The 26,247-nt window shown below is 70.5% G+C and carries 24 protein-coding genes; 10 read left to right on the top strand and 14 right to left on the bottom strand.

What is annotated here, in order from left to right; genetic code table 11:
• Positions 1-109 precede the first annotated feature (109 nt).
• The gene (locus tag OG948_RS54170; RefSeq protein WP_331772458.1) at positions 110-1,087 is read right to left on the bottom strand and encodes a zinc-binding dehydrogenase; all 978 of its coding nucleotides are present in this window, start codon (positions 1,085-1,087) and stop codon (positions 110-112) included.
• A 6-nt stretch (positions 1,088-1,093) separates the two neighbouring features.
• Entirely contained in the window at positions 1,094-1,222 is a 129-nt protein-coding gene (locus OG948_RS54165; protein ID WP_331772457.1) for a hypothetical protein, read from the bottom strand.
• 219 nt (positions 1,223-1,441) lie between these two features.
• On the opposite strand from OG948_RS54165, the gene OG948_RS54160 reads away from it, so the two are divergent.
• Together OG948_RS54160 and OG948_RS54155 are read left to right on the top strand one after the other, a co-directional pair.
• Positions 1,442-1,792, top strand: a complete 351-nt coding sequence (locus OG948_RS54160; RefSeq protein WP_406300756.1) for a hypothetical protein — start codon at positions 1,442-1,444, stop codon at positions 1,790-1,792.
• On the top strand, positions 1,789-2,532 hold the full coding sequence (locus OG948_RS54155; RefSeq protein WP_331772455.1) for a helix-turn-helix domain-containing protein: 744 nt from the start codon (positions 1,789-1,791) through the stop codon (positions 2,530-2,532). The genes OG948_RS54160 and OG948_RS54155 overlap by 4 nt, the downstream gene beginning before the upstream one ends.
• Before the next feature lie 216 nt (positions 2,533-2,748).
• Here the strand turns inward: OG948_RS54155 and OG948_RS54150 are convergent, their stop codons facing one another.
• Together OG948_RS54150 and OG948_RS54145 are read right to left on the bottom strand one after the other, a co-directional pair.
• Positions 2,749-3,345 carry a hypothetical protein gene (locus tag OG948_RS54150; protein ID WP_331772454.1) on the bottom strand — a complete coding sequence of 199 codons (597 nt, stop codon included), beginning with the start codon at positions 3,343-3,345 and terminating at the stop codon, positions 2,749-2,751.
• Between the two features lie 688 nt (positions 3,346-4,033).
• The gene (locus tag OG948_RS54145; protein ID WP_331772453.1) at positions 4,034-4,342 is read right to left on the bottom strand and encodes an antibiotic biosynthesis monooxygenase; all 309 of its coding nucleotides are present in this window, start codon (positions 4,340-4,342) and stop codon (positions 4,034-4,036) included.
• Positions 4,343-4,723: 381 nt separating this feature from the next.
• Between OG948_RS54145 and OG948_RS54140 the strand changes: the two genes are divergently transcribed.
• Positions 4,724-5,317: a DM13 domain-containing protein gene (locus OG948_RS54140; RefSeq protein ID WP_331772452.1), complete on the top strand. Its 594-nt coding sequence runs from the start codon at positions 4,724-4,726 to the stop codon at positions 5,315-5,317.
• A 103-nt stretch (positions 5,318-5,420) separates the two neighbouring features.
• Here the strand turns inward: OG948_RS54140 and OG948_RS54135 are convergent, their stop codons facing one another.
• Both OG948_RS54135 and OG948_RS54130 read right to left on the bottom strand, forming a co-directional pair.
• Positions 5,421-5,621 carry a hypothetical protein gene (locus OG948_RS54135; RefSeq protein WP_331772451.1) on the bottom strand — a complete coding sequence of 67 codons (201 nt, stop codon included), beginning with the start codon at positions 5,619-5,621 and terminating at the stop codon, positions 5,421-5,423.
• A gap of 148 nt (positions 5,622-5,769) precedes the next feature.
• Complete coding sequence (locus tag OG948_RS54130; RefSeq protein WP_331772450.1) at positions 5,770-7,035, bottom strand: ATP-binding protein; 1,266 nt, start codon at positions 7,033-7,035, stop codon at positions 5,770-5,772.
• Between the two features lie 502 nt (positions 7,036-7,537).
• Here OG948_RS54130 and OG948_RS54125 point away from each other — a divergent pair.
• From OG948_RS54125 to OG948_RS54110, 4 genes are read left to right on the top strand one after another with little or no spacing between them, the layout of a single operon-like run.
• Entirely contained in the window at positions 7,538-8,086 is a 549-nt protein-coding gene (locus OG948_RS54125; protein ID WP_331772449.1) for a hypothetical protein, read from the top strand.
• Positions 8,087-8,096: 10 nt separating this feature from the next.
• Positions 8,097-9,455 (top strand): peptidoglycan-binding protein, encoded by a 1,359-nt coding sequence (locus OG948_RS54120; RefSeq protein WP_331772448.1) that lies wholly within the window; start codon positions 8,097-8,099, stop codon positions 9,453-9,455.
• Entirely contained in the window at positions 9,452-10,219 is a 768-nt protein-coding gene (locus OG948_RS54115; RefSeq protein ID WP_331772447.1) for an ABC transporter ATP-binding protein, read from the top strand. Before OG948_RS54120 ends, OG948_RS54115 begins: the two co-directional genes overlap by 4 nt.
• A 2-nt stretch (positions 10,220-10,221) precedes the next feature.
• Positions 10,222-11,457, top strand: a complete 1,236-nt coding sequence (locus tag OG948_RS54110) for an ABC transporter permease (RefSeq protein ID WP_331773608.1) — start codon at positions 10,222-10,224, stop codon at positions 11,455-11,457.
• Between the two features lie 535 nt (positions 11,458-11,992).
• Here OG948_RS54110 and OG948_RS54105 read toward each other — a convergent pair.
• Positions 11,993-13,138 carry an FAD-dependent oxidoreductase gene (locus tag OG948_RS54105; RefSeq protein ID WP_331772446.1) on the bottom strand — a complete coding sequence of 382 codons (1,146 nt, stop codon included), beginning with the start codon at positions 13,136-13,138 and terminating at the stop codon, positions 11,993-11,995.
• A gap of 67 nt (positions 13,139-13,205) precedes the next feature.
• A complete protein-coding gene (gene sigJ, locus OG948_RS54100; protein WP_331772445.1) occupies positions 13,206-14,078 on the bottom strand; it encodes an RNA polymerase sigma factor SigJ in 873 nt (290 codons plus the stop codon).
• Between the two features lie 395 nt (positions 14,079-14,473).
• On the opposite strand from sigJ, the gene OG948_RS54095 reads away from it, so the two are divergent.
• On the top strand, positions 14,474-14,740 hold the full coding sequence (locus OG948_RS54095) for a hypothetical protein (protein WP_406300755.1): 267 nt from the start codon (positions 14,474-14,476) through the stop codon (positions 14,738-14,740).
• On the opposite strand, the gene OG948_RS54090 is transcribed toward OG948_RS54095, so the two are convergent.
• The 4 genes from OG948_RS54090 to OG948_RS54075 form a co-directional block, all read right to left on the bottom strand.
• Complete coding sequence (locus tag OG948_RS54090) at positions 14,737-15,438, bottom strand: response regulator (protein ID WP_406300754.1); 702 nt, start codon at positions 15,436-15,438, stop codon at positions 14,737-14,739. The genes OG948_RS54095 and OG948_RS54090 overlap by 4 nt on opposite strands.
• Positions 15,435-17,060 (bottom strand): sensor histidine kinase, encoded by a 1,626-nt coding sequence (locus OG948_RS54085; protein ID WP_331772444.1) that lies wholly within the window; start codon positions 17,058-17,060, stop codon positions 15,435-15,437. Before OG948_RS54085 ends, OG948_RS54090 begins: the two co-directional genes overlap by 4 nt.
• 95 nt (positions 17,061-17,155) lie before the next feature.
• Positions 17,156-17,968, bottom strand: a complete 813-nt coding sequence (locus OG948_RS54080) for an ABC transporter permease (RefSeq protein WP_331772443.1) — start codon at positions 17,966-17,968, stop codon at positions 17,156-17,158.
• 65 nt (positions 17,969-18,033) lie between these two features.
• Positions 18,034-19,032: an ABC transporter ATP-binding protein gene (locus OG948_RS54075; RefSeq protein WP_331772442.1), complete on the bottom strand. Its 999-nt coding sequence runs from the start codon at positions 19,030-19,032 to the stop codon at positions 18,034-18,036.
• A 700-nt stretch (positions 19,033-19,732) separates the two neighbouring features.
• Between OG948_RS54075 and OG948_RS54070 the strand changes: the two genes are divergently transcribed.
• Positions 19,733-21,211 carry an AAA family ATPase gene (locus OG948_RS54070; protein WP_331773606.1) on the top strand — a complete coding sequence of 493 codons (1,479 nt, stop codon included), beginning with the start codon at positions 19,733-19,735 and terminating at the stop codon, positions 21,209-21,211.
• 426 nt (positions 21,212-21,637) lie between these two features.
• Here OG948_RS54070 and OG948_RS54065 read toward each other — a convergent pair whose 3' ends face one another.
• Positions 21,638-21,862: a hypothetical protein gene (locus OG948_RS54065; protein ID WP_331772441.1), complete on the bottom strand. Its 225-nt coding sequence runs from the start codon at positions 21,860-21,862 to the stop codon at positions 21,638-21,640.
• 429 nt (positions 21,863-22,291) lie between these two features.
• Here OG948_RS54065 and OG948_RS54060 point away from each other — a divergent pair, with 429 nt between their 5' ends.
• Positions 22,292-23,149: a universal stress protein gene (locus tag OG948_RS54060; RefSeq protein WP_331772440.1), complete on the top strand. Its 858-nt coding sequence runs from the start codon at positions 22,292-22,294 to the stop codon at positions 23,147-23,149.
• Between the two features lie 195 nt (positions 23,150-23,344).
• On the opposite strand, the gene OG948_RS54055 is transcribed toward OG948_RS54060, so the two are convergent.
• Entirely contained in the window at positions 23,345-25,696 is a 2,352-nt protein-coding gene (locus OG948_RS54055; protein ID WP_331772439.1) for an arylsulfatase, read from the bottom strand.
• Positions 25,697-26,247 lie beyond the last annotated feature (551 nt).

Here is a 26,247-nt window from a genome sequence, read left to right as displayed (position 1 = left end):
TCCTTGCTCCTCGGATGGTGATGGATGGAGGCGATCGGAAAGAGCCTATCTAATGCTCAGCATAGACTCTATCCATTAGTATGGGAAATCTGTTCCCGTGTTGGGGCGCCTACGGTGTGACGACGACGCGGCCTCGGGTCGCGGGGTGTTCGGCGGTCTCGTGGGCCTGGACGATGTCGTCGAGGGCGAAGCGCCGGACGTCGGGGAAGCACAGGTCGCCCGCGCACAGCGCGGCGGTGAGCTCCACCGCGGCGGCGTGGTTGGCGTGGTCCGGGAAGTCGTCGTTGCCCAGGAAGTGCACGGTGACGTTCTTGACCGCGAGCGACTGGAACGGCACCGGGGCCGCGCTGCGGCCGTTCGCATAGGTCGCGATGGTCGCGCCGTACGCGAGCGTCTCCAACCAGGTCGCGAGGTTGTCGGTGAACGCGCAATCGGCGACGCGGTGGACCCCGTCGGGCGCCAACTCGCGGATCCGTCGGGCGACCTGACCGGACGTCAGGTCGACGGCGTGATGCGCCCCCGCAGCCAACGCCCGGGCGACATGGGCACCCTGCCGCACCGCCGCGACCACCGTGGCGCCCGCGCGCCGGCCCACCGCGAGGGAGCTGCGGCCGACCGAGCCCAGCGCGCCGGTGACCACGACCGTCTGCCCGGTCACCGTCCCGTCACCGAGGATCGCCCGGTGACCCGTGATGCCCGGCCTGCCCAACCCCGCCGCCTGGTCGAACGGGATCCCCGCCGGCAGCGGAACGGCCTGCGGGTCGGGCACGACGGTGTACTCGGCGGCGGTGCCGAACGGCCGGTAGGACTGCGCGAGGTAGACCCAGACGCGCTCCCCGAGCCGGCGCGCGTCGACACCCCGTCCCACCGCGTCGATCACTCCCGCGCCGTCGTCATGGGGGACGACCCGGGGAAACCGCATGACCGATTCCGGCGTCCCCTGCCGCTTGCGGGTGTCGCACCGATGGACGGCGGAGACGGCGACCCGGACCCGGACCTCGCCCGGTGCGGGAAACGGTGTCGGCAACTCGCCGAGGGTCAGGACATCGCGGGCCGGACCGTGGCGCTCGTACCAGGCCGCTCGCACAGCGGCTCACCGCGCGCCGGCCGCGCGGTGCGTGTCGACGGGCGGGGCCGGCGGCGGCGCCGAGTCGTGCGACGCGCCGCGCAGGCTTTCGGAGCGCGCGAGGAGCTTCGCGATATGCGTGGTGGGGTGGTTCACGGCAGGTTCCGTTTCGCTCGGGAGGATACGCGGCACGTCCCGTCGGGCGGCACCGTTGCGGTCCGTCCGCGGTTCGCCGCAGCTCGTTCTGTGACTCTTCGACCGTATGGTCGCCACCCCGACCGGACGAGGGACCCGGCCCGCCACCGAAGGGACGGCACATGCCAACGAGACGGCCACCATCGACGCGGCACCGATCGTGATCTAGCCTCGGGCACTGTGCTCAACGGAACCGTCTCCGCCCGCATGGGGCGCTTCATGGTCGACGCCGCGCGCCAGGCAGGGATGAATCCGGCCAGGCTGATACGACTACCCGACGTCGGCGACATCGTCCTGGCCGACGAGTTCGCCCGGGTGTCCACACCCACCGCACTCGTCCTGTGGGAGCAGATCATTCTCGGACGCCCCGCGGTGCACGCCGGCATGCACGCCGTCCGACTGGCCCCGATGGGGACCTTCGGCGTGTGGGACTACCTGTTCACCTCCGGCGACACACTCGCGGAATCGCTTCGCACCGGCTCGGCTATGTCACGGTCATCGGGGATCCGGGCGCGGAGAAGCTGCACGTGACCGACGACGGCCGCCTGTTCACCGTGACGCACTCCACCGGCCCCGCCGAACCCGATGTGGTCGCCGCCGTGGAGCAGTTCGTCCTGCCGTTGATCAGCCGCCGGGCAACCGAGGGGCTGCGGCGTCCCGTCGTCCCGGTGCGCGTCACCTTCCGACACGGACCGCCGAACACGCTCGGGCCGCTGACCGATCTCCTGGGCACCCGGAACATCGAGTTCGGCGCCCCGGTCAACTCGATCACCTACCTCGCCGAGGACGCGCACGCCCCGATGCCGCAAACCCAGCCGGGTCTGCAGGACGTCCTGCGCAGCCACGCGGACATGACCATCGCATCGGCCAAGCCGGTCCTCGGCTGGCACGGCACCTTCCGCACCACGCTCCGCGCGACCTTCCACGACCCCGACCTGTCCCTGGCCTCGGTCGCCCGGCGGATGGCACTCAGCCCGCGCACGCTGCAACGCCGACTCGGCGAGCTCGGCACCACGTGGCGCGACGAAGTGGAAGTGGTGCGCGAGGAACTCGCCATGGACCTCATCCGCGACAGCGACGTCCCCATGCGAACGATCGCGGCCCGCGCGCGCTTCAGCGACGCGCGTGCCCTGCGCCGCGCCGTCCACCGCTGGCACGGCACCACCCCGGGCGACCTGCGGCGGCGTTACGAACACTCGGCGCCCCCGGCTAGCGAGAACGGATCCCCCGAACCGCCGACCGACAGACCCGCGCCCGACCCGCACACGTGATCCGCACCGGGCACCACACCGGGCCCGCGCCGGCGGCGGCGTCAAGCGCGTAGACGTCCCGTCCCGGCCGATCACGTAGCCGACCACGCCCGCGCGCAGGTCGCCGCCGACCCGGCCGACCGCGAAACGCTCTTCAACGCCGCGACGTACGCTCACATCGCCGGCCGGGACCCCGACTGTTCGACCACCACCCACCCGCCAAGGCGGAACCCGGCACTAGGGTGCGAATTGCAGGCCCTGGACCGCCGTCACGTACCAGTCTCCCGGGGCTTGGGACTTCCTCCTGGCCACTGCCTGGTTGTTGGTGTCGAGGTTGTTGTACTGGGTGCCCCGCCACCCGGTGGTGAGGTCGGCCAGGGGAACGGCGCCGAAGAGTTGGCCGACGGCGGAGGCGTCGTAGGCCCGCGCGGAATGGAGTTCCTGATCCTGCGGGACCTGCGCCTGGATGTTGGTGTTGCAGGTCCTCTCGACGAACTCGACGTCCTGGACCTCCTGGTAGACGCAGTGAGCACCGTTTTGCTGGTCCAGCACGCGCGACCAGGCGTTGCCGACGGTCTTCATCTGTTGACGCACGACGTCCTGCCTGAGGTCGATGCCGGTCTCCTCGAAGAACTCGATCCGGCCCGCGGTGATCACGTCGGGGGCGGTGACGGAACCTCCGGGGATGACGAGTTGCCCCGACCCGTTCAGGACGGTGGGCTGGGTCGGGTTGCCGCCGAAGCGGGACCCGTACACGTTCTTCCAGGCGACCAGGACCCGGAACTGCCTGGGATTGGTGGTGGGGATGTCGTAGATCAGGTGGTAGGCGTACATGTCTTCACCTCTCGCTCGGCGAGTTGCGGTCAGGGTGGCGCGGGCCCCGTCTGCATGTGCCCGCGCTGCCGGGGCGACAGCCGGGACCCCGGTGTGCGGGCTCCGGTGCGAGGCCCCGACGCCGATCGGGAACGTCCACAGGGCGGATGGCTTGCCCGGGGCTGTCGCCCTCAGTCGTCCGTGTCGTCCGTGTCGTCCGTGTCTGCCGTATCTGCCGTGTCTGCCCTGGCCGAGAGGGCGTTGACGACGTCACGCCGGATCACCCAGGCCGGCGGCCCCCGGAACGGCTCCGGCCCCCGCGCCGACCTACCGTTGTCCCTCATCGCAAGCCCCCCGGCTCGATGGGTGCATCTCAGTACGAAACACCCGATACGGCGTCAAGCACCTTCACTCTAGGCACTCCGCCCATCGCTCTGCAGCCGTATGACTATATGGGTGAGGTTTGGCGTAAATCCGTACGGTGTCACCCGAAGTGGCCGGATATACCGCCATCCGTATCGACCGCGCCCCACCGTCGTCGATCCACTCGACTCCGCGGCCACCCGCCCTCGACCTCGCCGAGCTTCCACCCGCACGCGCCACAGGACGGTGGAACGCGCCATGGACCGCCTCACGGCCGATCCCTACGCGCACGCAACCGCCCCGGATGGGTACGAAGACCGCCACAAGGCCGCCGTCACCGACGTCTTCATCGTCCGGGGGCTGGGGCTTCGAACCGGTAACCGCGTTCCACCCGAGCGATACGCACCTCGTAGGAGGCGTACCAGCGCTCCCGTCCCAGCCGCTGGGCATGTCGGTGCTCGGCGTTGTCACGCCAGGCCTTCAGCGACTGCTCGTCGGCGTAGTACACGAGGGTCACGTCGCGACCGTCGGCGGTGCGGGCCGACTCCCGCCCCAGGTAGCCCGGCTGTTTCTCCGCGAGTTCGAGCATCCTCGCCTCGGATCGCGTGTAATTCTCCGAGTCCTCTCCGGACAGGACGGTGCTGAGAATTGCCACGTAATACGGTGGGACGGGCCAACCGCTTCCCGGATTTTCGATGATGACGACTCTCCCAATTCACGACGGTCCGCACATTTCCGGCAGTAGGGGCCGAGTTCGGTTGTTCAGCGCGCCGGCGGGGCCGAGAATCCCCGGGCTAAGGCCGGCCGGGAAGGTCGCTCGGACTGTGCTGAACACACGAGGCAGTCGGCCCTGAGTCCGGCCGGCACTCAGGTCACCATGCCGAGGAAAACACCGCATCGCCGGCGGAAATCGGACCTCGCGTTCGACCCGCGCGGCTTCGTAAGAGTTCGGAAAGATGGGGGACTCCGTCGGAGTCGGTTTCTCCGCTTGACTGTTCGGTGTCGCTGTCGGAGTTCGACCGTCGGGGGATCAACCATGACGCGGGTGTTGCGGGTATTGGCCAAGCCGTGGGTGTCGGGGCTCTTGGTCGCGGGCGCGGTCGCCGTCGGGTTCGGGTTGTACTGGTTCCAGCCGTGGAAGTTGTGGGTGGACGACACGGTCGACGAGGCGCTGCCGCCGGTCGCAGCGGCGCCACCCCTTCAGGTGGGGCCGCCGGCGGCCCCAGCCGGATCGGCCGGCTCGACTCCGGTCACCTCCGCTGCCCCCGCCGAGCCGGGTACGCTCGCCGCCGGTGAGTTCATCAGCCACGAACACGCCACATCGGGCAGTGCGCGGATCGTGCGCCTCGCCGACGGCTCGCGCATCCTGCGCCTGGAGGATCTCGACACCAGCAACGGACCGGCCCTGCGGGTGTGGCTGACCGACGCACCGGTCAAGTCGGGCAAGGACGGCTGGCGGGTGTTCGACGACGGCGCCCATGTGAACCTCGGTGAGCTCAAGGGCAACAAGGGCAACCAGAACTACACCCTGCCCGCCGACCTCGACCTGGCCCGCTACACGAGCGTCTCCATCTGGTGCGATCGGTTCGACGTCTCTTTCGGAGCGGCGGCGCTGACCCCGCCGGCGTGACCGGCCGCGAACACCGATGCCGCCGCGTCCACCGCATCCGCGATGCCGCCTCCCCGGAGGTCGTGGGGGGTTGATGCCGACGTACTCGACGGTGGGTTGGCCGTCAGTCGTCTGCCTTGAGCCCGGACGGCTCCTGGGTGGAGGTGTAGTCCGCAACCAGGTCCGCGTCCGCTGCGTGGACGAGCAGGGTGCCGTCGGCGACCACGTTCGCGCACAAGTCGGGATCGTAGTGGTGGTCCGGCAGCGAGCGTGGACAGCCGGCGGGGGCCGCAAGGCGGCGGGTCAGGAGCAGGGGCATGGCCATGGGCAACCTTCGGATGCGTCGGGTGGTGGCGGCGCGAACCGCCGCGCGTTTCATGGAGACCGAATCGGCTCACGCGTCGGAGGGGCGTGTGCGGTTCGCGCAGTCGGCGTGCGGGTTCGCACACGCCGCGACACCCGGTGTTCGGTGACTACCGTGGGCCGGACACCGTCTGCGCGGCCGTTGTCGGGTGGAGTGTTTTCGGGAGGGCTACGGCTATGGTGAGGCCGCCGTGGTGGTTGGCGGTGGTGGTTATGTGGGCTGCGTGGGCGTGGACTATGGCTTGGACTATGGACAGGCCCAGGCCGGAGCCCTTGGAGGAGCCTGTGCGGTTGGGGCGGAAGCGGCAGAAGGGTTCGTAGAGTTCGGGGATGTGGTCGGCGGGGATGACGGGGCCGGTGTTGCGGACGCGGAGGGAGCCGGCCGAGACGCCGACCGTGACGAAGCCGCCGGCGTGGTTGTGACGGACCGCGTTCTCGACCAGGTTGGTGACCAGTTGGCGCAGGAGCAGCGGGTCGCCGGCGACCATGCTGCCGGCGAGGTTCGCGTCGACTCGTACGCCCGCCCGTTCGGCCGCCGGGCGGGTCTGGCGCAGGACGTCGGCGGTCAGTTCGTCGAGGGCGACCGGGGACGCCTGGACGTTGCCGCGTTCGCTCACGGCGAGGTCGAGCAGGCCGTCGATCAGGCGTTCGGTGCGACGGTTCAGTGCGAGGAGTTGTTCGCGCGTCGCCACGATGTCTTCCGGGGAGTGCGGGTCGGCCAGGCCGATCTCGATCGCCGTGCGTTGGATGGTCAGCGGCGTACGCAACTCGTGTGAGGCGTTGGCGACGAACAGGCGCCTGCTGTCGAAGGACTTCTCCAGGCGATCGAGCATTCCGTCGAACGTGTCGGCGAGTTGCTTGAGTTCGTCGTCCGGGCCCGGCATGGCGATCCGCTCGTGCAGGTTGTGTTCGGACAACCGGCGGGCCGTCGCGGTGATTCCGTGGACCGGACGCAGCACTCGGCCGGACATCCACCAGCCGACCAGGATCGAGGCCGCAGCGAGCAGGAGCAGGGCGGCGCCGAGCACGGTCAGCAGTTGACTCATCGTCACGTCCTGGCCTGTGTCGATGGCCCGACGGATCGATTCGGCGGGGATCACCGTGAATTGGCTCGCAGCGCCTGGCAGCGGCACGGCGGGTTGGGACCGGCCGGTGACGTTCTCGGTCTGGTCGTACGTGCCCGACGTATCCACCGCGAACGTCCTGGCCATCGCCATCGGCAGTTGTCGGGACAACCGCTGGTCGACGAACCAGTACACGATGCCCAGCAGCACCGTGCCGACGACGAGCGACATGCCGCCGTACAGGAGCGCGAGTCGCGCTCGCGCCGACGGCCGGCGAAACAGCGCCCGGGAGAGCAGCCGTACGCCTGTCACCGGGCCGCTCGTCCGGAATCCTCTCGGGCCCCTTCCCACGCATACGCGCCGTCTGCTCATGTCAGGTATCCCGATCCGGGCAAGGTTCGGATGACTTGGGGGGTCGCCGAGTTCGGCGCGCAGATCGCCGCCCAGAGCGGTCCTCGGGCAGTCGGATCGGCCGGTGGTTCCTCGTCCTCGGTCACCAGGACTCGCAAGGTCTCGTCGCTCCGCTTCGGCCAGGGGGAAGGGTGGGGAGTCGGGCCGGAAGGCGTGGGGCGAAGAGCGAATTGCCCGGATTGGCAGACTTCCAACCCGACCCCACCGGTTATACGCGACCTGGCGTTTACTCCGGATAACCGGTTCGAGTAACAGCCTGGAAACCCCCCGACGCATAGAGCTGTTGCCGCATCCTTCGTCGTCACGGCGGTGTCGACGAGGGGTGGCCTCACGACCGACGGCAGGACTACAGGTGGGAGCGGCAGTGATGACGAGGTTTGGGCGCACAGGATCGGGACGACCCTTGGCGCTGCGGTTGGCGGTGGGGGTGGTTCTGGCGAGTGGCCTCGCCTTGAGCACGGCCGGGTGCGGTGACGACGGCGGCGGCTCGGCGAAGAACAAGGTGGCCTCGGGCGGCGGCAGCGGCGCGAAGGCCGAGAGCAGCGGCGGCGGCTCCGGCTCGGGCAAGGGTGACGACGCCGAACGCCGCGACCAGATGGTCAAGTTCGCGAGTTGCATGCGTGAGCACGGCGTCGACATGCCGGACCCGGAGCCCGGTGAGGGCGGCGCGATGCGGATCGGGGCGATGCCCGCGGACGAGGGGTCGTCCAAGACCGAGGACGCGATGAAGGCGTGCGAGAAGTTCCAGCCGAAGAGCGACTTCGATCCCAACGACCCCAAGTTCAAGGAGTGGCAGGCCAAGCACATGAGTTGCCTGCGCGAGAACGGCGTGAACGTGGGCGACGCCGGTGCGGGCGGCGCGATGGTCACCCTCGACGGGAGCGACGACAAGGTGAAGAACGCGATGGAGTTGTGCAACAAGAAGGTTCCGCCGCTGACGAACAAGAAGTAGGGGCGGCCTCGTGGTTTCGATCGACACCCCACAGCACGAGTACGACAAGGAACCCGCGTCGGCCCCTGCCGACCCGGACGGCACGGCGCACCCACGCGGGCGTCGACGTCGCCGTCGCCGGCGGGCCATCGCGGCGGCTCTGGTGCTCGCCTCGGCGGGCGGCGCGGCGGCCGTACTGCTCTCGGACGGCGGCGACGGCTCCGGCGCCTCCACGAACCGCACGAAACTGGATGCGGTCCCGGTGACCCGGGCGGACCTGGTGGACCGGCAGAACGTGGACGGCAAGCTCGGGTACGCGGGTACGTACTCCGTGAACGCGGCCGCGCCCGGTCCGGACAAGGAGACGCCGCCCCCGAACGGCGGGAACAGACCGCAGGGTGGCGGCACTCCGCCTCCGTCGCAGGGCCCGGGTGGCGGCAATCCGCCCCAGGGCTCGGGTTCGGGTGGAGGGGCCGGTACGGGTGGGGGGTCCGGTCAGGGGGGTACGCCGCCGGATGCCGGGAACAACGCGGGTCCCGGCACCATCACCTGGCTCCCGGGCGTGGGCGACACGTTGACGCGCGGGGATCGGGTGTACGGGCGGGACGGGACGAAGGTGCCGCTGTTCTACGGCGAGACGCCGTTCTGGCGGGCGCTGTACGTCGGCGTCGAAAAGGGGGTGGACGTCCGCGAGTTGGAGCAGAACCTCCAGGCCCTGGGCTACGGCGGGTTCACCGTGGACGAGAAGTTCACCGACGCGACCGCCGGCGCGCTGAAGAAGTGGCAGAAGGACATGGGCCACAGGCAGACCGGCCGGTTCGATCCCGGCGACGCGGTCGTATTGCCCGACTCGGTCCGGGTCGGCGAGGTCACCGCCTCGCTCGGCGCGACCTCGCAGGGGCCGCTGTTCAAGGCGAGCGGCACCGGCCGCCGGGTCACCGTGAACCTGCCGGTCAACAAACAGACCCTGGCGAGCAAGGACGCCAAGGTCCAGATCACCCTGCCCGGCGGCAAAACCGCCACCGGCACCGTCACCCGCGTCGGCACCGTGGCCAAGGAGGGCGAACAGTCCCAGGGCGGCGCACCGCCGGGCGGGGACAAGGCCACCATCCCGGTCGACATCGCGCTCGACCAGCCCAAGGACGCGGGCACCCTGGACGGTGCGCCGGTCACCGTCGGGTTCACCGGCAAGGAGCGGAAGGGCGTGCTCACCGTCCCGGTCAACGCGCTGCTCGCGCTCGCCGAGGGCGGCTACGGCATCGAGGCCCTCGAACCGGACGGCAACACGCGGCTGCTGAAGGTCGAACTCGGGATGTTCGCCAACGGGCGGGTCGAGGTGACCGGCGACGGCGTGACCGAGGGCCTGAAGGTCGGGGTGCCGAAGGCATGAGGAGGCATCGCAGAACGAAGCACAACACCGACGAACCGGGGGCGCCCGATCCCGGCGCCCCGGTACCCGTGATCGAACTCGAGCACGTCGGCCGCTCCTACCCCGGCGGCGTGCACGCGCTGATCGACGCGAACCTGACCGTCGGGGCGGGTGAACTCCTCGCGGTCGTCGGGCCGTCCGGGTCCGGCAAATCGACCATGCTGCAACTGATGGGCACCCTGGACCGGCCGACCGAGGGGGTGGTGCGCCTCCTCGGGCACGACATCGCGCGGCTGAAGGACCGTCAACTCTCCGGCGTGCGGGCCAACTGGATCGGCTTCGTGTTCCAGCAGTTCTTCCTCACCGAGCACTTCACCGCGGTCGACAACGTGGCCAACGGCCTCTACTACCACGGCATCCCGGTCCGCGAACGCCGCGAACGCGCCGCCGACGCGCTGGCCCGGGTCGGCCTGGGCAGCCGACTCGACCACGTCCCCCGCGAATTGTCCGGCGGCGAACGCCAACGCGTCGCCATCGCCCGCGCGCTGGTCGCCCGACCCGCACTGGTCCTGGCCGACGAGCCCACCGGCGCACTCGACTCCCGCTCCGGAGCGACGGTGATGCGACTGCTGCACGAACTGCACACGGACGGCACCACCATCGTCGTGATCACCCACGACCCCGGGATCGCCCGATCGCTGCCCCGCCGGGTGGAGATCCTCGACGGCCGCATCCACGCCGACAGCGGTGTCTCCGGCGAACTGCCGGTGGGGGTGCCCGGATGACGATGCCCGACCACGACACCGCCCCCCGCCCGACGCCGACGCCGGTGCCGCTGCCGGGGACGGCCCGGCTCGGACCCGTCGACGTGGTGCGGGTCGGCCTGCTCGGAGTACGCGGCCGACCGATGCGCGCGGTCCTGTCCGGCCTGGGCATCGCGATCGGCATCGCCGCCATGGTCGCGGTCCTGGGCATCGGCACCGCCAGCCAGGCCCGACTCATGGACCAGATCCGGAGCCTGGGCACGAACATGCTCTCGGTGGGACCCGGCGACTCGATGTTCGGCGGCCAGGTGAAACTGCCCGAGGACGCGGTCGACATGGTGCGCCGGATCGGCCCGGTGACCTCCGCGAGCGCCACGGCCCAGTTGGACGGTCGCAGCGTCCGGCGCACCGACCGGATCGATCCGCGCGAGACCAAGGGCATCACCGTCGCCGCGACCCGCGTGGACCTGCTCGACACGATCGGCGGCCGGGTCGGCAAGGGGCAGTGGTTCAACGCCGCCACCTCCCGCTACCCCACCGTCGTGCTGGGCTCGCGGGCCGCCGAACTCCTCGGCGTCGACGGACCCAACCGGCAGGTGTGGATCGGCGACCGGTGGTTCACCGTCATCGGCATCCTGGACCCCATACCCCTGGCCCCCGAAGTGGACCGCACCGCGCTGGTCGGCTGGCAGGCCGCCCGCGACCTGCTCGACTTCGACGGACACCCCACCCGGATCTACGAGCGCTCCGCCGAGGACGCGGTGACCGACGTACGCAACGTGCTCGCGGCGACGGTCAATCCGGCGGACCCGGCCGGGGTCAAGGTCAGTCGCCCCTCCGACGCGTTGGAGGCGCAGCTCGCCGCCAAGAACACCTTCACCGGACTGTTCGTCGGCCTGGGCGCGGTCGCGCTCCTGGTGGGCGGGGTCGGGGTCGCCAACACGATGGTCATCTCCGTCCTCGAACGCCGCCAGGAAATCGGACTGCGCCGAGCACTGGGCGCCGGACGCGGCCAGATCCGGCTGCAATTCCTGACCGAGGCGGTGACGTTGTCCGGCATGGGCGGCGTCGCGGGCGTACTGCTCGGCCTGATCGTCACCAGCGGATACGCCCACGCCCAGGGATGGCCACTCGTACTGCCCTGGCCAGCCATCCTGGGCGGCGTCGCCGCATCCGTGGCGATCGGCGCACTCGCCGGCCTCTACCCGGCCGGTCGCGCGGCACGACTACCACCCACCGAGGCACTGAGCTCGGGCTGAGGAAGGGACGCGGGAGGACTCGGCCGAGCCGGCCGGATCGGTTCCGGATGCTGTCTGGAAGACAGAACCCGGGCACCGGCCGGCCAAGGGTCGGCACTGATGCGGTGTCCGCCCGGCGCCGACTCGGATGCGTATCGCATTCGGCTCGACCCGGCCGGTTTCGCTCCCAATCGGTGACGTCCGACGCCGATTGCACTTCGGTACAGCCCTCCGCAGCCGCTCGCAATCACCCTCGACCCGAAGCGCCCTCCGTTGAAGCCGCCCGTTCGTGGATTCCACCATCCGTGATCGGGCGGCTTCGCGGCTTCGCTACATCCGACGTCCGAAACGGCCGATACCTATGCCGGCGTCCCGCTGCCGCCGGACTTCACGCGGTGCCGGCACCAGCCCGGCGAGGCGGTCGGGTGAGCATCCTTCGCCGTCGAAGCGGACCGCATCTTGCGCATGCCGCAATCCACATCGCACCCGAAAGGCCCTCACCCGTCCAAGATCAACCCATCCTGCGATCCGTCATCAATCTCCGTGGGCAATACATCTACGCTGCGTTCTCCTCCGGGCGAGGGAAGAAGGGGAGTTCGAGGTAGACGCGGTCGGCGGCGGCGAGGATGGCGGAGGCGTCGTCGACCGGTGGGTGGATGGCCTGGTTGATTCGTGTCTTGATGGCCGCGCCGTCCGCGCCCGAAGCCATCACCTTGCGGTCCCAGCCCCGGGTGAAGATCGCACCGGCACCGCCCAGGTCCAGGCAGGTGACGTACGGGCCCGGGGTGAAGTCGCGCAAGGGCAGGTCCAGCAGGTCGGCCGCCGCGTTGTACCCGGCGACCTTGCCGAGCGGGGTCGCGTGTTGGCACGCCTGCATGACCGTGTGCTCGGCGTCGTACGCTGCCGCTGCCGTGTCCCCGGCGACGAACACCTCGGGAAGCGCGCGCAGCCGATGGTCCACCGGCACCCGGCCGAGATCGTCGAGTTCATCCGAAATCTGCCGGGTCAATTCGCTGGCCGTCATCCCCGCGCACCAGACCACCGCGTCGGCCTCGACCCGGGTGCCGTCGGAGAGGACGGCATGGCCTGCTCCGACCTCGGTGACCGTGGTCTCCAGGCGGCGTTCGATGCCCAGCTTGTCCAACGCCGCCTCGATCTCCTCGCGCGGGCCGGGGCCGAGTTGATCGGCGACCGTCTCCGATCGGTCCACCAGCAACACCCGGCCTCGAGCGGCCAGTGCGGTCGCGGCCTCCAAACCGACGAATCCGGCGCCGACCACCACCGCGGAACAGTCCGCACGGTCCCGCAGATGGTCGGCGAGTCGCCGGGCACCGTCCAGCGTGTCGATGTCGAAAAGCCGTTCGGCGCCGGGCAGTTCCCGTGGCGCGACGAGTTTGCTGCCCGCCGCCAGCACCAGGCGGTCGTAGGCGATCTCCTCGCCCGCGGCCACCACCACACGACGGGCGGTGTCGATCGCGTCGACCCGGGACCGCAGGTGCCGGACGCCGATCGGATCCAGGATCCTGGCAAGCTTCACCTTGGCCAGGTCCGGCTCCGGCTCGTACAAACGCGGCCGGAGCACCAGGTGCTCGTTCGGCGCGACGAGGGTGATACTCAGGTCCGCGTCCCCGCGTGCCAGTGCCGCCCCCGCCGCGCTCCATACACCCGCGAAACCGCCTCCGATGATCACAACGTGTGCCATCCCGTCGTCCTCTCTCGCGCGTCGCCCCCGATGGAGGGGGGTTCGGCAGGGAGACAAGACAGCGGGTTCAGATGTGACCGACGCGGGCGAGCTTCTCGGGATTGGCGAGCCTTCTGAACGTCGTGATCCGTCCGTTGGCGACTTCCACGGTGTCGAGCCAGACCGGTTCGCCGCCGCTGTAGGTGACCAGGGCCGGGTGCCCGTTCACCTCGATGATCCGGAACGCGTCCGGGCGCCTGATCCGGATCTGCCCGACCGCGAGCAGCGCGATCGTCTCGGCGCCGTGAACCGGCCTGCGCGCGGCGGTCGTCTTGCCTCCCCCGTCGCCGATGTAGACGGCGTCGGGATCCAACAACCCGACGAGTCCGGCGATATCCCCCGCGTCGGCCGCGGCCTTGAACGCTTTGAGGACGCGTTCGGTCTCGGCCTTGCTCGCGCGGGGCCGCTCCCGGACCTCGGCGACCCGGGCCCGCGCACGGGAGGCGAGCTTGCGACCGGCGGCGGGTGTGCCGCCGAGCACCTCGGCGATCCTGGCGAACGGGAAGTCGAAGACGTCATGCAGGACGAGTGCGACGCGTTCGGCGGGAGAAAGCGTCTCCATCACCACCAGCATCGCGGTGCCCACCGACTCGTCCACGAGCACCCCGACGGACGCGTCCGGCCCGGTCACCACCGGCTCGGGCAACCATGGACCCATGTAGCACTCGCGTCGGACCCGCGCGGATTTCAGCACGTTGAACGACATTCGGGCGGCCATCGTCACCAGCCAGGCCCGCAGATTCCGCACCTCGGACAAATCCTCGGCGGCACTGCGCAACCAGACCTCCTGCGTCACATCCTCGGCCTCGGCGACCGTACCGAGGATCCGGTAGGCCGCCCCGAAGACCGCAGGACGATGCGACTCCCAGTCGGCCTCCGTCAACGTGCCGGTGAGCTCCAACCCGGTCTCCCTGTCCTTTCGGATCGGTTCAGTGGTCGACCTGCGATCCTAGGCAAGCCGCTCTCCCGTCCCGGGCTGGGGGTCGACCACGCGAGCGCGAAACCCGCCGCGGCCACCGAGGGGCTCGGGCCCGCAGCGGTCAACCACACTGTGCCCTGATCGCGCGAAGGACCGCCGTGTGTCACTCCGGGGTGTAGCCGGCGCAGGCGAGCAGAAAGCCCTTGGGGGACCTGGGCGTTGGGGACCGCGGCGGCGATGACGCATCCGCGCGGCAGGACGGGCCGGGTCGGCGGTCGTGGCCGGGTGTCGGCCGGGTCGTGCGGGGTGGTCGCCGCGGCGTACGCCCGGCCGAGTTCGCGTGCCGCCAGGTAGGTCGAGCAGCCGGGTTGTGACTCGTGGGCGAAGCATCCGTGGTCGGCGGCCTTGACCAGGCGGTCGGATCGTGGGTCGAGGCCGCGTGCGCGCAGTATGCGGACCTTCTCCAAGGCGACGTCGAGCCCGCCGTGTTCGGTCCGGTGACCTCCGACCCGACCGTCTCGCGCCTGGTCGACACCCTCGCCGCGGCCAGGCCCGCGCACTCGCGGCGATCCGGCGGACACGACCGACGTCCGCGAGCGAGCCGGGCCGTCGGCCGGCGAGGCGGACCGGGCGCGGGCGACTAGACGAGCAGCCCGCGTCGGTACGCCTCGGCCACCGCTGCCGCCCGGTCGCGGACGCCGAGCTTGCCGTACAGGTGCAGCAGGTGGGTCTTGACCGTGGCCTCGCTGATGAACAGGGCAGCCGCGGCCTCCCGGTTGGTGCCGCCGGCGGCGACCAGACGCAACACCTCCGACTCGCGCGGACTGAGTACCGCCGGGGTCGGCTCCGGTGCGCGGACCCGGCTCATCACCAGGCCGGCCACCGACGGGGACAGCACCGCCTGTCCCGCGTGCGCGGCTTGGACGCCACGCACCAGGTCGTCGCGCGGCGCGTCCTTGAGCAGGTAACCGGTCGCGCCCGCCTCCACGGCGGGCAGGACGTCGCGGTCGGTGTCGTACGTGGTCAGCACCAGCACACGGACGTTCGGCGCCACCTCGCGCAGCGCCCGGATCGCTTCGACGCCGCCCATCCGGGGCATCCGCAGGTCCATCAGCACCACGTCCACTCCGCCCACCCGGACCCGGTCGACCGCCGCCGCGCCGTCACCCGCCTCGCCGACCACGTCGAAGCCGGGGTCGCCGGCGAAGATGCCGCGCAGGCCGTCCCGAACCACCGGGTGGTCGTCGACGATGAGCAGCCGGATCGGGGCCCCGCCGATATCGCCCGGGACAGGGCGCGGGTCGGAACCCGGGCCGGGAGCGGAGTGGGCGGCGGGGGTCATGCGCGGGTCTCCTCAAGGGTGGTGCGGGGAGCGTCGACGGGCAGCCGGGTCGTCGGATCCGGCTCGGCGCAGACCGAGTCCGCGGCCTGTGCGAGTACGCCGCAGGGAGCGTCGACGGGCAGCCGGGTTGCCGAATCGGGTTCGGCGCAGACCGACTCCGCGGCCTGTGCGAGTACGCCGCAGGGAGCGTCGACGGGCAGCCGGGTTGCCGAATCGGGTTCGGCGGGGGCCGGGTCCGTGGCGTGGGCGAGTGCGCCGCGTCCGGTGGGCGGGCCGGTCGGGACGGACACGTTCACCGTGGTGCCCTCGCCGGGCGCGCCCTCGATGGTGACCGTGCCGCCGACCCGGGCCAGACGGTGGCGCATCGCGTACAGGCCGTACCCGCCGTGCCCATCGGGGCGCACGTCGTCGGTCCCGGCCGGGCCGACGCCGTCGTCGCGGACGTCGAGCAGGACCACGTCGTCCAGGTACGTCAACGAGACCCCCGCGCGGGTGGCGTGCGCGTGCTTCGCGACGTTGGCGAGCGCCTCCTGCGCGGCTCGGAACAGGGCTACCTCACAATCCACCGGCAGCGTGCGCACCACGCCGTCGGTTCCGGCCGCGGCGGGCGTACCGGTGGACTCCGACCAGCGCGCGACCAACTCGGCGATCGCCTCGGGCAGATGCACCCGGTCCGCGAGCAGCCCGGGTCGCAGCGCCTCGACCGACCGGCGCGCCTCGCTCAGGCTGTCCCGGGCCAGGTCCCGGGCCTGATCGAGGTGACGTTGCCAGTCGACGGGTACACCGCCGTGTCGGCGGGCCTGCTCGTGGGCCGCGCCCAGTTGGGTGACGATGCCCGCCAGGCCCTGCGCGATGGTGTCGTGGATCTCGCCGGCCAGCCGCTGCCGCTCGGCCAGGACGCCCGCCTCCCGTGCCTGGCTGAGCAGTTGCGCGTGCAGCCCGGTGTTCTCCCGGAGCGCCGTCTCCAACCGCGCGTTGGTGACCGCGAGCGCGTCGATGACCTGTTTGCGCTGGTCGTTCTGCACCTGTACGGCGTTCGCGACCAACACGATCGCCGAGGCGACGATCGTGTTGATGGCGGTGAGCGAGAGGTAGAGCGGGACGTTGGCGACGGTGAGCTGGGTACGGCCGCCCATCTGGGCCGCGGTGATCACCGCGGCGGTGGCCACCGTTCCGACGGTGCCGAGCGTGGTGCGCCGGCCGACGCCGAAGCGGCGGACGTCGACGTAGCCGAGGAACGCGAACACCGCGTACCAGGGGTTGAGCGCGACCAGGACCCCGCTCAGCGCCCATCGGACCCAGTAGTAGACGTGGATGCGCCCCGTTTGCTCCTTCCGGATCGGGCGCAGCGTGTCCATCCACAACGACCACGCGCCGGCCACGAGGGTCAGGGCGAGTGCCGCGAGGTATTCGCCGGCGTCGCCGTAGCCGTTCGCGACGCTCAGGCTCGCGAGCACGGTCGAGGCGAAGAGGAGGAAGAACGGGGCGAACTTGCGGTAGCGGGCGATCCGCGCGTCGTCGCGTTCGGTGCGGCCTTCGAGCGAGGAGGGGTCGAGGTCGGACGGGGGCGGTGTGGTCGGGGCGCTCGGGGTGCCCGCGTTGCTCGAGTCGGTCGTCGTCATCGGCGCGGCGGCCCTCCCTCTCCGTCGGCGATGTGTCCCGCGTGGGCACATCCGGGATCCTCTCACCGGACCCGGTCGGCCCGCCCGGTCCGGGGTCACTCCCAGCGGAAGCGGCGTGCCGCGCCGATTCCGAAGACCAGAGCGTAGCCGGCCAGGACCGGCAGCGCGGACCCGTGCGACCAGCGTCCGGAGGTGGCGTCGCCGAGGGCCTGGACGCCCGCGCCCAGGGGCGTGCAGTCGCCGATCGTGCGCAGCGTGTCCGGCATCTCGGCGCGCGGCAGCCACAGGCCGGCGAAGAACATCGACACGAAGAACAGGCCGGCGCCCGTGCCGTTGGCAACCTTGGTGTTCGCGGCGACGGCGGAGACGAACAGGCCGATCGCGAACAGCGCGAGGGCGGTGAGGACCACGGTGACCACGAACGCCAGCGGTGCTCGCGGGAGGTGTACGTCGAAGGCGAAGCGGCCGATCAGTTCGATCAGCACGGTGGCGAGGGCCGCGATCGCGCCGTGGATCAGGATCTGCGCGGCCAGGACGCGGCTCGGCGGCAGCGGCGTCGTGGACAGGCGGCGCAGCACCCCCTTCTCCCGATAGCCGGCCAGGGTCGGCGGCATCGCGTTGAGCGCGAGCATCGCGAACGTGAAGGCGACCAGGATCGGGACGTACGTCTCGACCGTGGTCTGTCCGTCGAACTTGTCGGTGCGCTCATCGGTGCCGGGGATCGAGCCGAGCACCACCAGCATCAGGACGGGGAAGCCGAGCCCCCACAGCAGCCCGACCGGTTCGCGGGCGAACAGGCGCAGCTCGGTGCGAGTGACCTGGGACAACAAGCGTCGGCCGGGTCGACGTCGAGGGGTCAGGGCGATCGGGGCGATCGGGGCGCGGGTGGTGGGGGTGGAGGCGGACATGCGGGCTCCCGGGTGGGTGGATGTTCGGGTGCTGGGCTGGGACGGCAATCCGGGCTGCGGGTCGGTCAGTTCCGGGTGCCGAATGTGGGTGGATGCTCGGGTGGTGCGGTGGGACGGCAATCCGGCGCGCGGGTCGGTCGGTTCCCGGTGCCGGAATCGGTCAGCGCGAGGTACGCGTCGTCCAGGTCGGGGCTGTCCACACGCAGGTTCTCGGCGATCACGCCTGCCCGCGCGAGCACGGTGGTCACCGCGGCAAGCACGTTCGGGTCGCCGACGATCAGGACCTGACCGTCGATCTCCGTCAGCTCCCGGACCTCGGTGAGCCCGGCCAAATCGGCCCGCAGCGCCGGGCTGAGCGGGGTACGGGGGCGAAAGCGTACGAACTGGTGCCGGCCGACCCGGTCGACCAGTGCCTCCGGGGTATCCAGGGCCACGATCCGACCGCCGTCGAGCACCGCGACGCGGTCGCAGAGCCGTTCGGCCTCCTCCATGAAGTGGGTCACCAGGAGCACGGTGACCCCCGCGTCGCGGATCTCCTCCACCAGCGACCAGGTGTCGCGCCGAGCCTGCGGGTCGAGTCCGGTGGTGAGTTCGTCCAGAATCACCACGCGCGGCGCGCCGAGCAGCGCAAGGGCGATGGACAGCCGCTGCTGGAGCCCGCCGGAGAGCTTCGCGTACGGGGTGCGCAGGTGCGCGTCGAGGCCGAGCCGGGTGAGCAGCGGACCCGGGTCGATCGGCGCGCGGTGGCACGCGGCGTACAGCTCGATCGCCTCGGCCACCCGCAACTTGTCCGGCAGCGCGCTCTGTTGCAGCTGCACGCCGAGCACGTGCCGCACCTCGTCGCGCTGCGTCAGCGGGTCGAGCCCGAGCACACGCACCGCCCCGGCATCGGGCCGACGCAGCCCGGTCACGCACTCGACGGTGGTGGTCTTCCCGGCCCCGTTGGGCCCGACCAGGCCGAAGATCTCACCGACGCCGACCGTGAACGACACATCCCGCAACACGGGCTTGCCGGGGTATCCCTTGCTCAACCCCTCGACCCGCACCGCTTCGACATCCACCATGGCGGCCCCTCCTCACATCCCGGGCCGACCCCGCGCCGCCCCCTGAAGAGCATGCGACGCACCCCACCACCCCCGAATCCACCGACGAGCCCCACCCCGAACTCCCCGCGGTGGACCCACCCCCTCCACCGGGGGACCCACCCCATCCACCGATCGGTGGACCCCCGGGGCGAACGCACCGGGACCGGCCGACCGTGTTCCGCTTCCCCGCCCACGCGCCCGGCCCCAACCCCGCCGAGGGCGTACGGATGGGCACGCATCGCGGTCCCGCCGTGCCCAGGTCGGGGTGCGCCGCGGGAGGATCCGCGTAATCCTCGGATGAGAGTCGATCCCACCACGACTTTCAAGTCCCAAGAAGCGGAGACAGTCGCCATGGCACGAGCCACCACCGGAGATCTCGACGGCTCAGCCGGGAGCCTCTCCGCTGTCTGCGCGCCCGCGGACGACGTCGAGCGACGCGGACTCACTGCGCAACCGCCCCACGCGGGGCCAATGCCGGAGCAAACCCGACACCTTCCCGGCTTGCCGTCACACCCCGGTCCCACGGCCACCGTGCGTCACGCGCACCGCGCCGTCACCGTCCTCCCTCATGACTGAGCCCGACCACCGCAGCGGGCCGGTGGTGTCCAGTCATCGGGCCGAGGCGTCCGCCGTCCGGGCCGGCACCGATCTCGATGCTTCGCCGCTCCCGCGCGCCGACGTGCGGGAAACCCATACCGCGGTGCTGTTCTTCGTAGGCGATCGCGCCTACAAGCTCAAGAAAAGGGTCGATCTGGGTTTCGTGGACTACACCACCCGGACGGCACGGCGGGATGCGTGTGAACAGGAAGTCGCTCTCAACCGTCGCTTCGCCCCGGACGTCTACCTGGGCGTGGGAGAGTTTCACAGCCCGGACGCGGAGATGCCCGAACCCCTCGTGGTGATGCGTCGTATGCCGGCGGAACGCCGCCTGTCCCGGCTCGTGGGTGAGGGAGTCGACGTCGACGACGTCCTGCGCGCCGTCGCCCGACTGCTCGCCGCCCGTCACGCGGAAGCGGCACACGGCCCGGAGATCGACGAACAGGGCACGCGAGGGTCCCTGTCGTCGCGCTGGGCGGACAGCTTTGCGCAGGTCCGCGCGCTGGCCGCCGACGGTCCTGTGCCCGACGGTGTGGAGGAGGTCGAGCGGTTGGTGCACCGCTACCTCGCCGGCCGCAAACCCTTGTTCGACGCGCGCATCCGGCAGGGGCGGGTGGTCGACGGTCACGGCGACCTGCTCGCCGAGGACATCTTCTGCCTCGACGACGGCCCCCGCGTCCTGGACTGTCTGGAGTTCGACGACCGCCTTCGCTACGTCGACGGTCTCGACGACGCCGCCTTCCTCGCCATGGACCTGGAACAGCTGGGTGCTCCGGATGCCGCGGCGTTCTTCCTCACCCGGTACAGCGAGTACTCCGGTGACACCGCACCACCGTCCCTGTGGCACCACTATGTCGCCTACCGAGCGTTCGTCCGCGCCAAGGTCTCCCTGATCCAGGCACGACAAGGCGCGCCGGGTGCGGCTGCCGCGTCACAACGACTGGTCTCGACGACACTGCGCCACCTGCGCGCCTCCGTTGTCGGCCTGACTCTCGTCGGCGGACTTCCCGGCAGCGGGAAGTCCACGCTGTCCGGCGCACTGGCCGATCGCCTGGGCGTCACACTGCTCAGCAGCGACCGCCTCCGCAAAGAACTCGCGGGCATTCCACCGGAGGAGGCCGCGGCCGCCCGCTATGGCGAAGGCCTGTACACGCCCGAGCGGACCGCCACGACCTACGCGGCCCTGCTCAGCCGCGCATCCGCCCTGCTGTCCCGCGGCGAGTCCGTGGTCCTGGATGCCACCTGGTCCGACGCACGACAACGCGAAGCCGCCGTGGACATGGCGGAACGCGCCCACGCCGACCTGGTGGCTCTGCACTGCCAGGCTCCGAACGAGGTGTCGGCGGCCCGCCTGACCGCCCGCTCGGCCGGGGCGTCCGACGCAGACCTCGACGTGGCCGCCGCCATGGCGGCCATCGAGCCGCCGTGGACAGAGGCCGTGGGGATCAACACCGGCGGGCGCTTGGAAACCGCAGTCGCCCAGGCTCTGGCGGCCGTACGCCCACACAGCCCCGGCGACCGAGCCTCGACCTTCCGCCGTTCCCACATGGAGCCGGATTAGAGGCAGCTTCCACGCATGTGCGTGCGCTCCCCTGGGCGGTGAGCATGCCATCCATCGCGGTTCGGGTCTCCTGCGTTTGGCCGGACGGTCGATGCACGCGGTGGTGGGGATCTCGGGTGGTGTGGGGCGTCGCCCGAAGCGTTCGGGATGGGCGGCTCATGCCCGGGCGAGGGTGACCGCACGTTGGTCGCGGACCTGGCCGGCGGCGCCGAAGTGCACGGCGCGCGCGTGTGGTGGCCGATTTCGGAGGGTCGGTGCTCGTGGTTGAAGTAGGCCACGAGTGCGTCGAACCAGTCGCGGGCGTGGGCGGGCGAGTCGATGAGGCGGGAAAGTCGCCCGTTTACCGCCGAGCGCCGAGGCCGCCACGAGGCGAGGCCGTGGAGGCCGCAGAGCGGCGACGCGCGTTCGGACCTGCGCTTTGCCTTGTCAGAGCTTGGCCAACTCCGAAGGGGCGACTCGCACGGTCAGGGCTCGCCGATCACCGAGCAGACCGTGCAGCGTGAACCTGACCTCCAACCGCCCGGGGTTCAGGCAGCGGACGACCACACCTTTGGTTCCCTCGGGGATCGTCTGCCTCATGAAACCGTAGATGTCCTCGATGGCGACGACCTTGTTGCCGGCACGCATCCGTACCCGGGTCACGGCGTCCATTGCGGATCCTCTCGCAGTTTCGATCGGCTCCGGCGCGGTGCCGCACACATGGCGGGCACCGACGACCGGCACCGTCGCGGCTTCCCTCACGAATCGAAGGAGAGCTCGACCCCAGGCTCGTCCCGGTACGGCCGCACCGGCAGTGCCTGTTCGCACCGTGCACAAGGCCGTTCGCCTCTCTCACGAGTCCCGGGGCCAAGCGGGGGTCGAACGGCCCTGTCCGACCGCCCGCGGTTCGAGCAGGCTGATCCGAACGCACGACGGCACGGCCACGTCCGTGTCGAACCCGAGCACGAGGAGATCGATCGCGGCTGCGGCGAACACCCACGCCCCGGGCGAGGCCCGTTCGCACCGCGCGGCGGCTGTTCGACGCAACCCGACCCGACCTGCGTGTCCGAGTTCGGGTCCACCACCGAATGGAGTTGTGACATGAACGAAACCCCGCTCGTGATCGTGGGCATCGACGGATCGGCCGAGGCCGTGCTCGCGGTCGAGGAGGCCGCCGACGAGGCGGCGCTGCTCGGCGCCGAGTTGGAGGTCGTGCACGTGTGGGAGTGGTTCTCTCACGAGGGACGCGATTGGTACGGGCGGGCGTTGCGCGATCACGCCGAACGTCTCGTCCACGACGCGGCGGACAGGGCGCGGATCCGGCAGCCGAGGATTTCGGTGCGCGCGACCCTCTTGGACGACACCCCTGTGGTGGCCCTCATCGAGGCGAGCAAACACGCCCGCCTGCTCGTCCTGGGCAGTCGCGGTCTGGGCGGTTTCGCCGGACTTCTGCTCGGCTCGGTCAGCCTGGGAGTCTCCGCCAGGTCCCAGTGCCCGGTCCTGGTCGTGTCGAAGCCGAGCGTGCCCTCGCGTCCCGTACTGGTGGGGGTGTCCGGTGAGGACAGCAGGCCCGCGATCGAAGCCGCGTTCGAGGAGGCTCGGCGTCGCCACACCTCGCTGGTGGCGCTGCACGCCTGGGCCTTCCCGGACATCCCCTCCAGCCTGTTGTCGCGCCACGACCCGGAATCGCCGCACCATCGGGCGCAGGAGTTCGCGCGGCACGTTCTGGCCAACGCGATGTCGCCCGTCCGGGAGCGTCATCCCGATGTGGCCGTCGAGGAGGTCGTCGTCCGGGCCGGTCGGGCGGCGGCACTCGTCCAAGCGGCCGAAACCTCGGCACTGGTGGTGCTCGCCGCACACCGACGCGCCTATCCGATCGGTGCCCGGCTCGGCCCCACCACGCACGCGGTGCTGCACCACTCACCCGTGCCGATCCTGGTCGTGCCGGTCCAGCCGTGACCGGACTCGCAACCGCCCCGAGGGTGTCTCGACTCGACAGAGCCGCCCGGCCAACGAACAACGGGCCCGACGGCACGGGCACAATCCCCCACAACGCGGGCAAGCACCGCACCGGGTCGAGGTCGAACAGACCCGACCGCGCCGCCGGTTGGTCGATGTCGACCTATCGGCGGCGCGGGGACCGGATCGACCGGTCTACTGGCGGGCCAGGTGCATGCGCATCTCGCTCTCCGCGTCGGTGATGAGCTCGCCGGACACGTCGATGGTCACGGTGTGCAGCGTGCCGGTGAAGCGGAACGGTGAGGTGTATTCGGGGGTCACCGGCGGTCCGGGGTTGGCTCCGCAGGTGAGGCCGCCGGGGTTGAACATGATCGGTGTGGTGACCGGGAAGTCCTTGGCGCCGACGAGTCGGCGGTCGATGTAGAGCTGGGCGCGGCACGGCGTGCCCTTGCCGGCGGCCAGGTCGGGCTTGCCGGTCGGCTCGAATTCGAACCGCAGTTCGTGGTGGCCTTCGGGTACCGGGTCCTCGGAGGTGACGGTGTCCCACGTGCGCCGCACGTAGTTGTGCGTGTAGTGCAGCCTGCCGTCCTTGAGGTAGAGGGCCCAGCCGCCGGCGCTGGTGCCCTGGCTCATCAGTACGCCTTCGGCGCCGTCGGCGGGGATCTCCACGTCGGCGGTGATGCTGTGGGGGCGGTTGAGCACGCGGGGGGAGACGGATGCCGGCAGGGTCTGGGTGCCGGGCCGGAAGGTGAAGGAGTCGCGGGCTCTGGTGATCTGGGGGCGTTCGACCATCATGCGCGCGAGGGTGCTGCTGTCGATGGGCAGCACGCCGTACTTCCCCGCCTCCACGTACCACAGGGCGATCATCTCGACCAGCTTGTCGCGGTGGTCGGCGGCGATGTCGCGGGTCTCGGCGAAATCCTTTTCGACGTGGTAGAGCTCCCAGTTGTGGGCGTCCAGCGCGGAGAGCGTCTCGGAGGTGATGGGGGTGCCGAACGGCTGTTCCGACTCCGTGAACGAGGGACCGGGCCACGGGCACACCGCGCGCCATCCGTCGTGGTCGATGGCGCGGTGGCCCAGCATCTCGAAGTACTGGGTCCGGTGGCGACCGGCCGCGGACGCGTCGTCGAAGGTGTGCGCGAAGCCGACGCCGTGCAGTGGTGATTGGGTGACGCCCTTGATGGTCTCGGGCGGCTCGATCCCGAGGACGTCGAGCACGGTCGGGAGCATGTCGATGAGGTGGGCGTACTGGGTGCGCACCTCGCCCCGTGCCTTGATTCCGTGCGGCCAGTGGACCAGGAACGGGTCGCTCGCGCCGCCTCGGTAGGTCTCTCTCTTCCAGCGCCGGAAGGGAGTGTTGCCCGCCCAGGTCCAGCCCCACGGGTAGTGGTTGAACGTCGTGGGGCCGCCGAGGTCGTCGATCGCGTCGAGGCTGTCCTCGATCGGCTCGGGCGCGTTGTTGAAGAACTGCGCCTCGTTGGCGGTGCCGGCGACGCCGCCCTCCGCACTGGCGCCGTTGTCGGAGACGACCATGATCAGTGTGTTGTCGAGTTCACCGGTCTCGGCGAGGAAGTCGATCAGGCGGCCGATCTGGTGGTCGGTGTGGGAGAGAAAGCCCGCGTAGACCTCCATCATGCGTGCTGCCAGGCGCCGGCTTTCGGGTGTGAGGGAGTCCCATTGCGGCACGTCCGGGTCGTGCCGGGAAAGCTCGGCGTCGGGTGGCGCCACACCGAGGCGCAGTTGGTTGGCGAAGGTCTTCTCCCGGTACGCGTCCCAGCCGTCGTCGAACTGCCCGCGGTAGCGGTCGGCCCATTCCTTCGGCACGTGGTGCGGGGCGTGGGTGGCGCCGGTGGAGAAGTTCATGAAGAACGGCTTGTCGGGGGCGACCTGCTTGGAGTCGGCGATGAACGCCATCGCCTTGTCCGCCATGTCCACGGTCAAGTGGTAGCCCTGTTCCGGTGAAGCCGGGGGGTCGATCCGGTGGTTGTCGTGGACCAGATCCGGATACCACTGGTTGGTGTCGCCGCCGAGGAATCCGTAGAACCGCTCGAAGCCGCGCCCCAACGGCCAGCGGTCGTACGGTCCCGCGGGCGACTCCTGCTCCGAGGGCATCAGGTGCCACTTGCCGAGCATGTACGTGTTGTATCCGTGTTGCAGCAGCATCTCCGACAGGAAGCCGTTCTCGAAGGGGATGTTGCCGTTGTAGCCGGGAAAACCGGTGGCCATCTCCGTGACCGCCGCCAAGCCGTTGGCATGGTGATTGCGGCCGGTCATGATGCACGACCGGGACGGCGAACACAGGGCCGTGGTGTGCATGTTGTTGTACAGCAGGCCGCCTCTGGCGAGCCTGTCCAGGTTCGGGGTCCGTATCGGGCTGCCGTAGCAGCCGAACTGCCCGTACCCGGTGTCGTCCAGGACGATGAACAACACGTTCGGCGCACCCGGTACGGCGCGCATCGGCTCCGGCCAGGCCGGGCTGGACTCGTCGGTCGTCCGCCCGATCACTCCGGGAAACGTACTGCCCGGCTTGTACTCGTCAACAGGCATCGCACCCGTCCTCCTTCTGATCGATCCCATGCGTGTACGTCGCTGCCCGGCACACGTTCCAGGGCATTGCCGAACCGGCTCCGGATATCGCGGAGACCATGAAACGCCCACGGAAATGCGCGTGGTGGAATGAGGCCCCGCGCTTCACTCGAGTGGCAGGGAGTCGCGAGATGACGCACAGCATCTTCCGGTACGAGACCCACCGTTGAGGGGATTTCGGGCACCATCCTTGTGCGCATCGCACGAGATTCATCCTAGGCGCGGCCGAAGGTGAATGCCACTTGCGTATCAAGCGTGTTTCCGGCACGTTGTTCCGGGTAATTCCCAGTGCGTTCAGCGTTCAGCGTGCCGCTGTCGCTGCACCGTGTCGCTGTCGGGAGGCGGCCGGACGAGGGGCTGGACCCTGGCAGTTCACCTGGGCAGTTGCGTAGCGCGACTCATCGTGGACGACGAGTACGTGCCCGCGGCGGGGCCCCTGACCGGATTGGTATCGCAGTGCCGGGCGTTGCGCCCACCGAACAATTGCGGTCGCCCGGGTGGCGCTTCCTTCC

Source organism: Embleya sp. NBC_00888 (assembly GCF_045207655.1).
Lineage (GTDB): Bacteria > Actinomycetota > Actinomycetes > Streptomycetales > Streptomycetaceae > Embleya.
This window is presented reverse-complemented; position numbering and strand designations above follow the sequence as displayed.

What these genes read in the sequence shown, in the direction of transcription:
- OG948_RS54150 (WP_331772454.1), bottom strand. Translation starts at nt 3,345, where the DNA reads ATGTACGCCTACCACCTGATCTACGACATCCCCACCACCAATCCCAGG.
- OG948_RS54140 (WP_331772452.1), top strand. Translation starts at nt 4,724, where the DNA reads ATGACGCGGGTGTTGCGGGTATTGGCCAAGCCGTGGGTGTCGGGGCTC.
- OG948_RS54135 (WP_331772451.1), bottom strand. Translation starts at nt 5,621, where the DNA reads ATGGCCATGCCCCTGCTCCTGACCCGCCGCCTTGCGGCCCCCGCCGGC.
- OG948_RS54115 (WP_331772447.1), top strand. Translation starts at nt 9,452, where the DNA reads ATGAGGAGGCATCGCAGAACGAAGCACAACACCGACGAACCGGGGGCG.
- OG948_RS54110 (WP_331773608.1), top strand. Translation starts at nt 10,222, where the DNA reads ATGCCCGACCACGACACCGCCCCCCGCCCGACGCCGACGCCGGTGCCG.
- OG948_RS54105 (WP_331772446.1), bottom strand. Translation starts at nt 13,138, where the DNA reads ATGGCACACGTTGTGATCATCGGAGGCGGTTTCGCGGGTGTATGGAGC.
- OG948_RS54090 (WP_406300754.1), bottom strand. Translation starts at nt 15,438, where the DNA reads ATGACCCCCGCCGCCCACTCCGCTCCCGGCCCGGGTTCCGACCCGCGC.
- OG948_RS54085 (WP_331772444.1), bottom strand. Translation starts at nt 17,060, where the DNA reads ATGACGACGACCGACTCGAGCAACGCGGGCACCCCGAGCGCCCCGACC.
- OG948_RS54080 (WP_331772443.1), bottom strand. Translation starts at nt 17,968, where the DNA reads ATGTCCGCCTCCACCCCCACCACCCGCGCCCCGATCGCCCCGATCGCC.
- OG948_RS54075 (WP_331772442.1), bottom strand. Translation starts at nt 19,032, where the DNA reads ATGGTGGATGTCGAAGCGGTGCGGGTCGAGGGGTTGAGCAAGGGATAC.
- OG948_RS54065 (WP_331772441.1), bottom strand. Translation starts at nt 21,862, where the DNA reads ATGGACGCCGTGACCCGGGTACGGATGCGTGCCGGCAACAAGGTCGTC.
- OG948_RS54060 (WP_331772440.1), top strand. Translation starts at nt 22,292, where the DNA reads ATGAACGAAACCCCGCTCGTGATCGTGGGCATCGACGGATCGGCCGAG.
- OG948_RS54055 (WP_331772439.1), bottom strand. Translation starts at nt 25,696, where the DNA reads ATGCCTGTTGACGAGTACAAGCCGGGCAGTACGTTTCCCGGAGTGATC.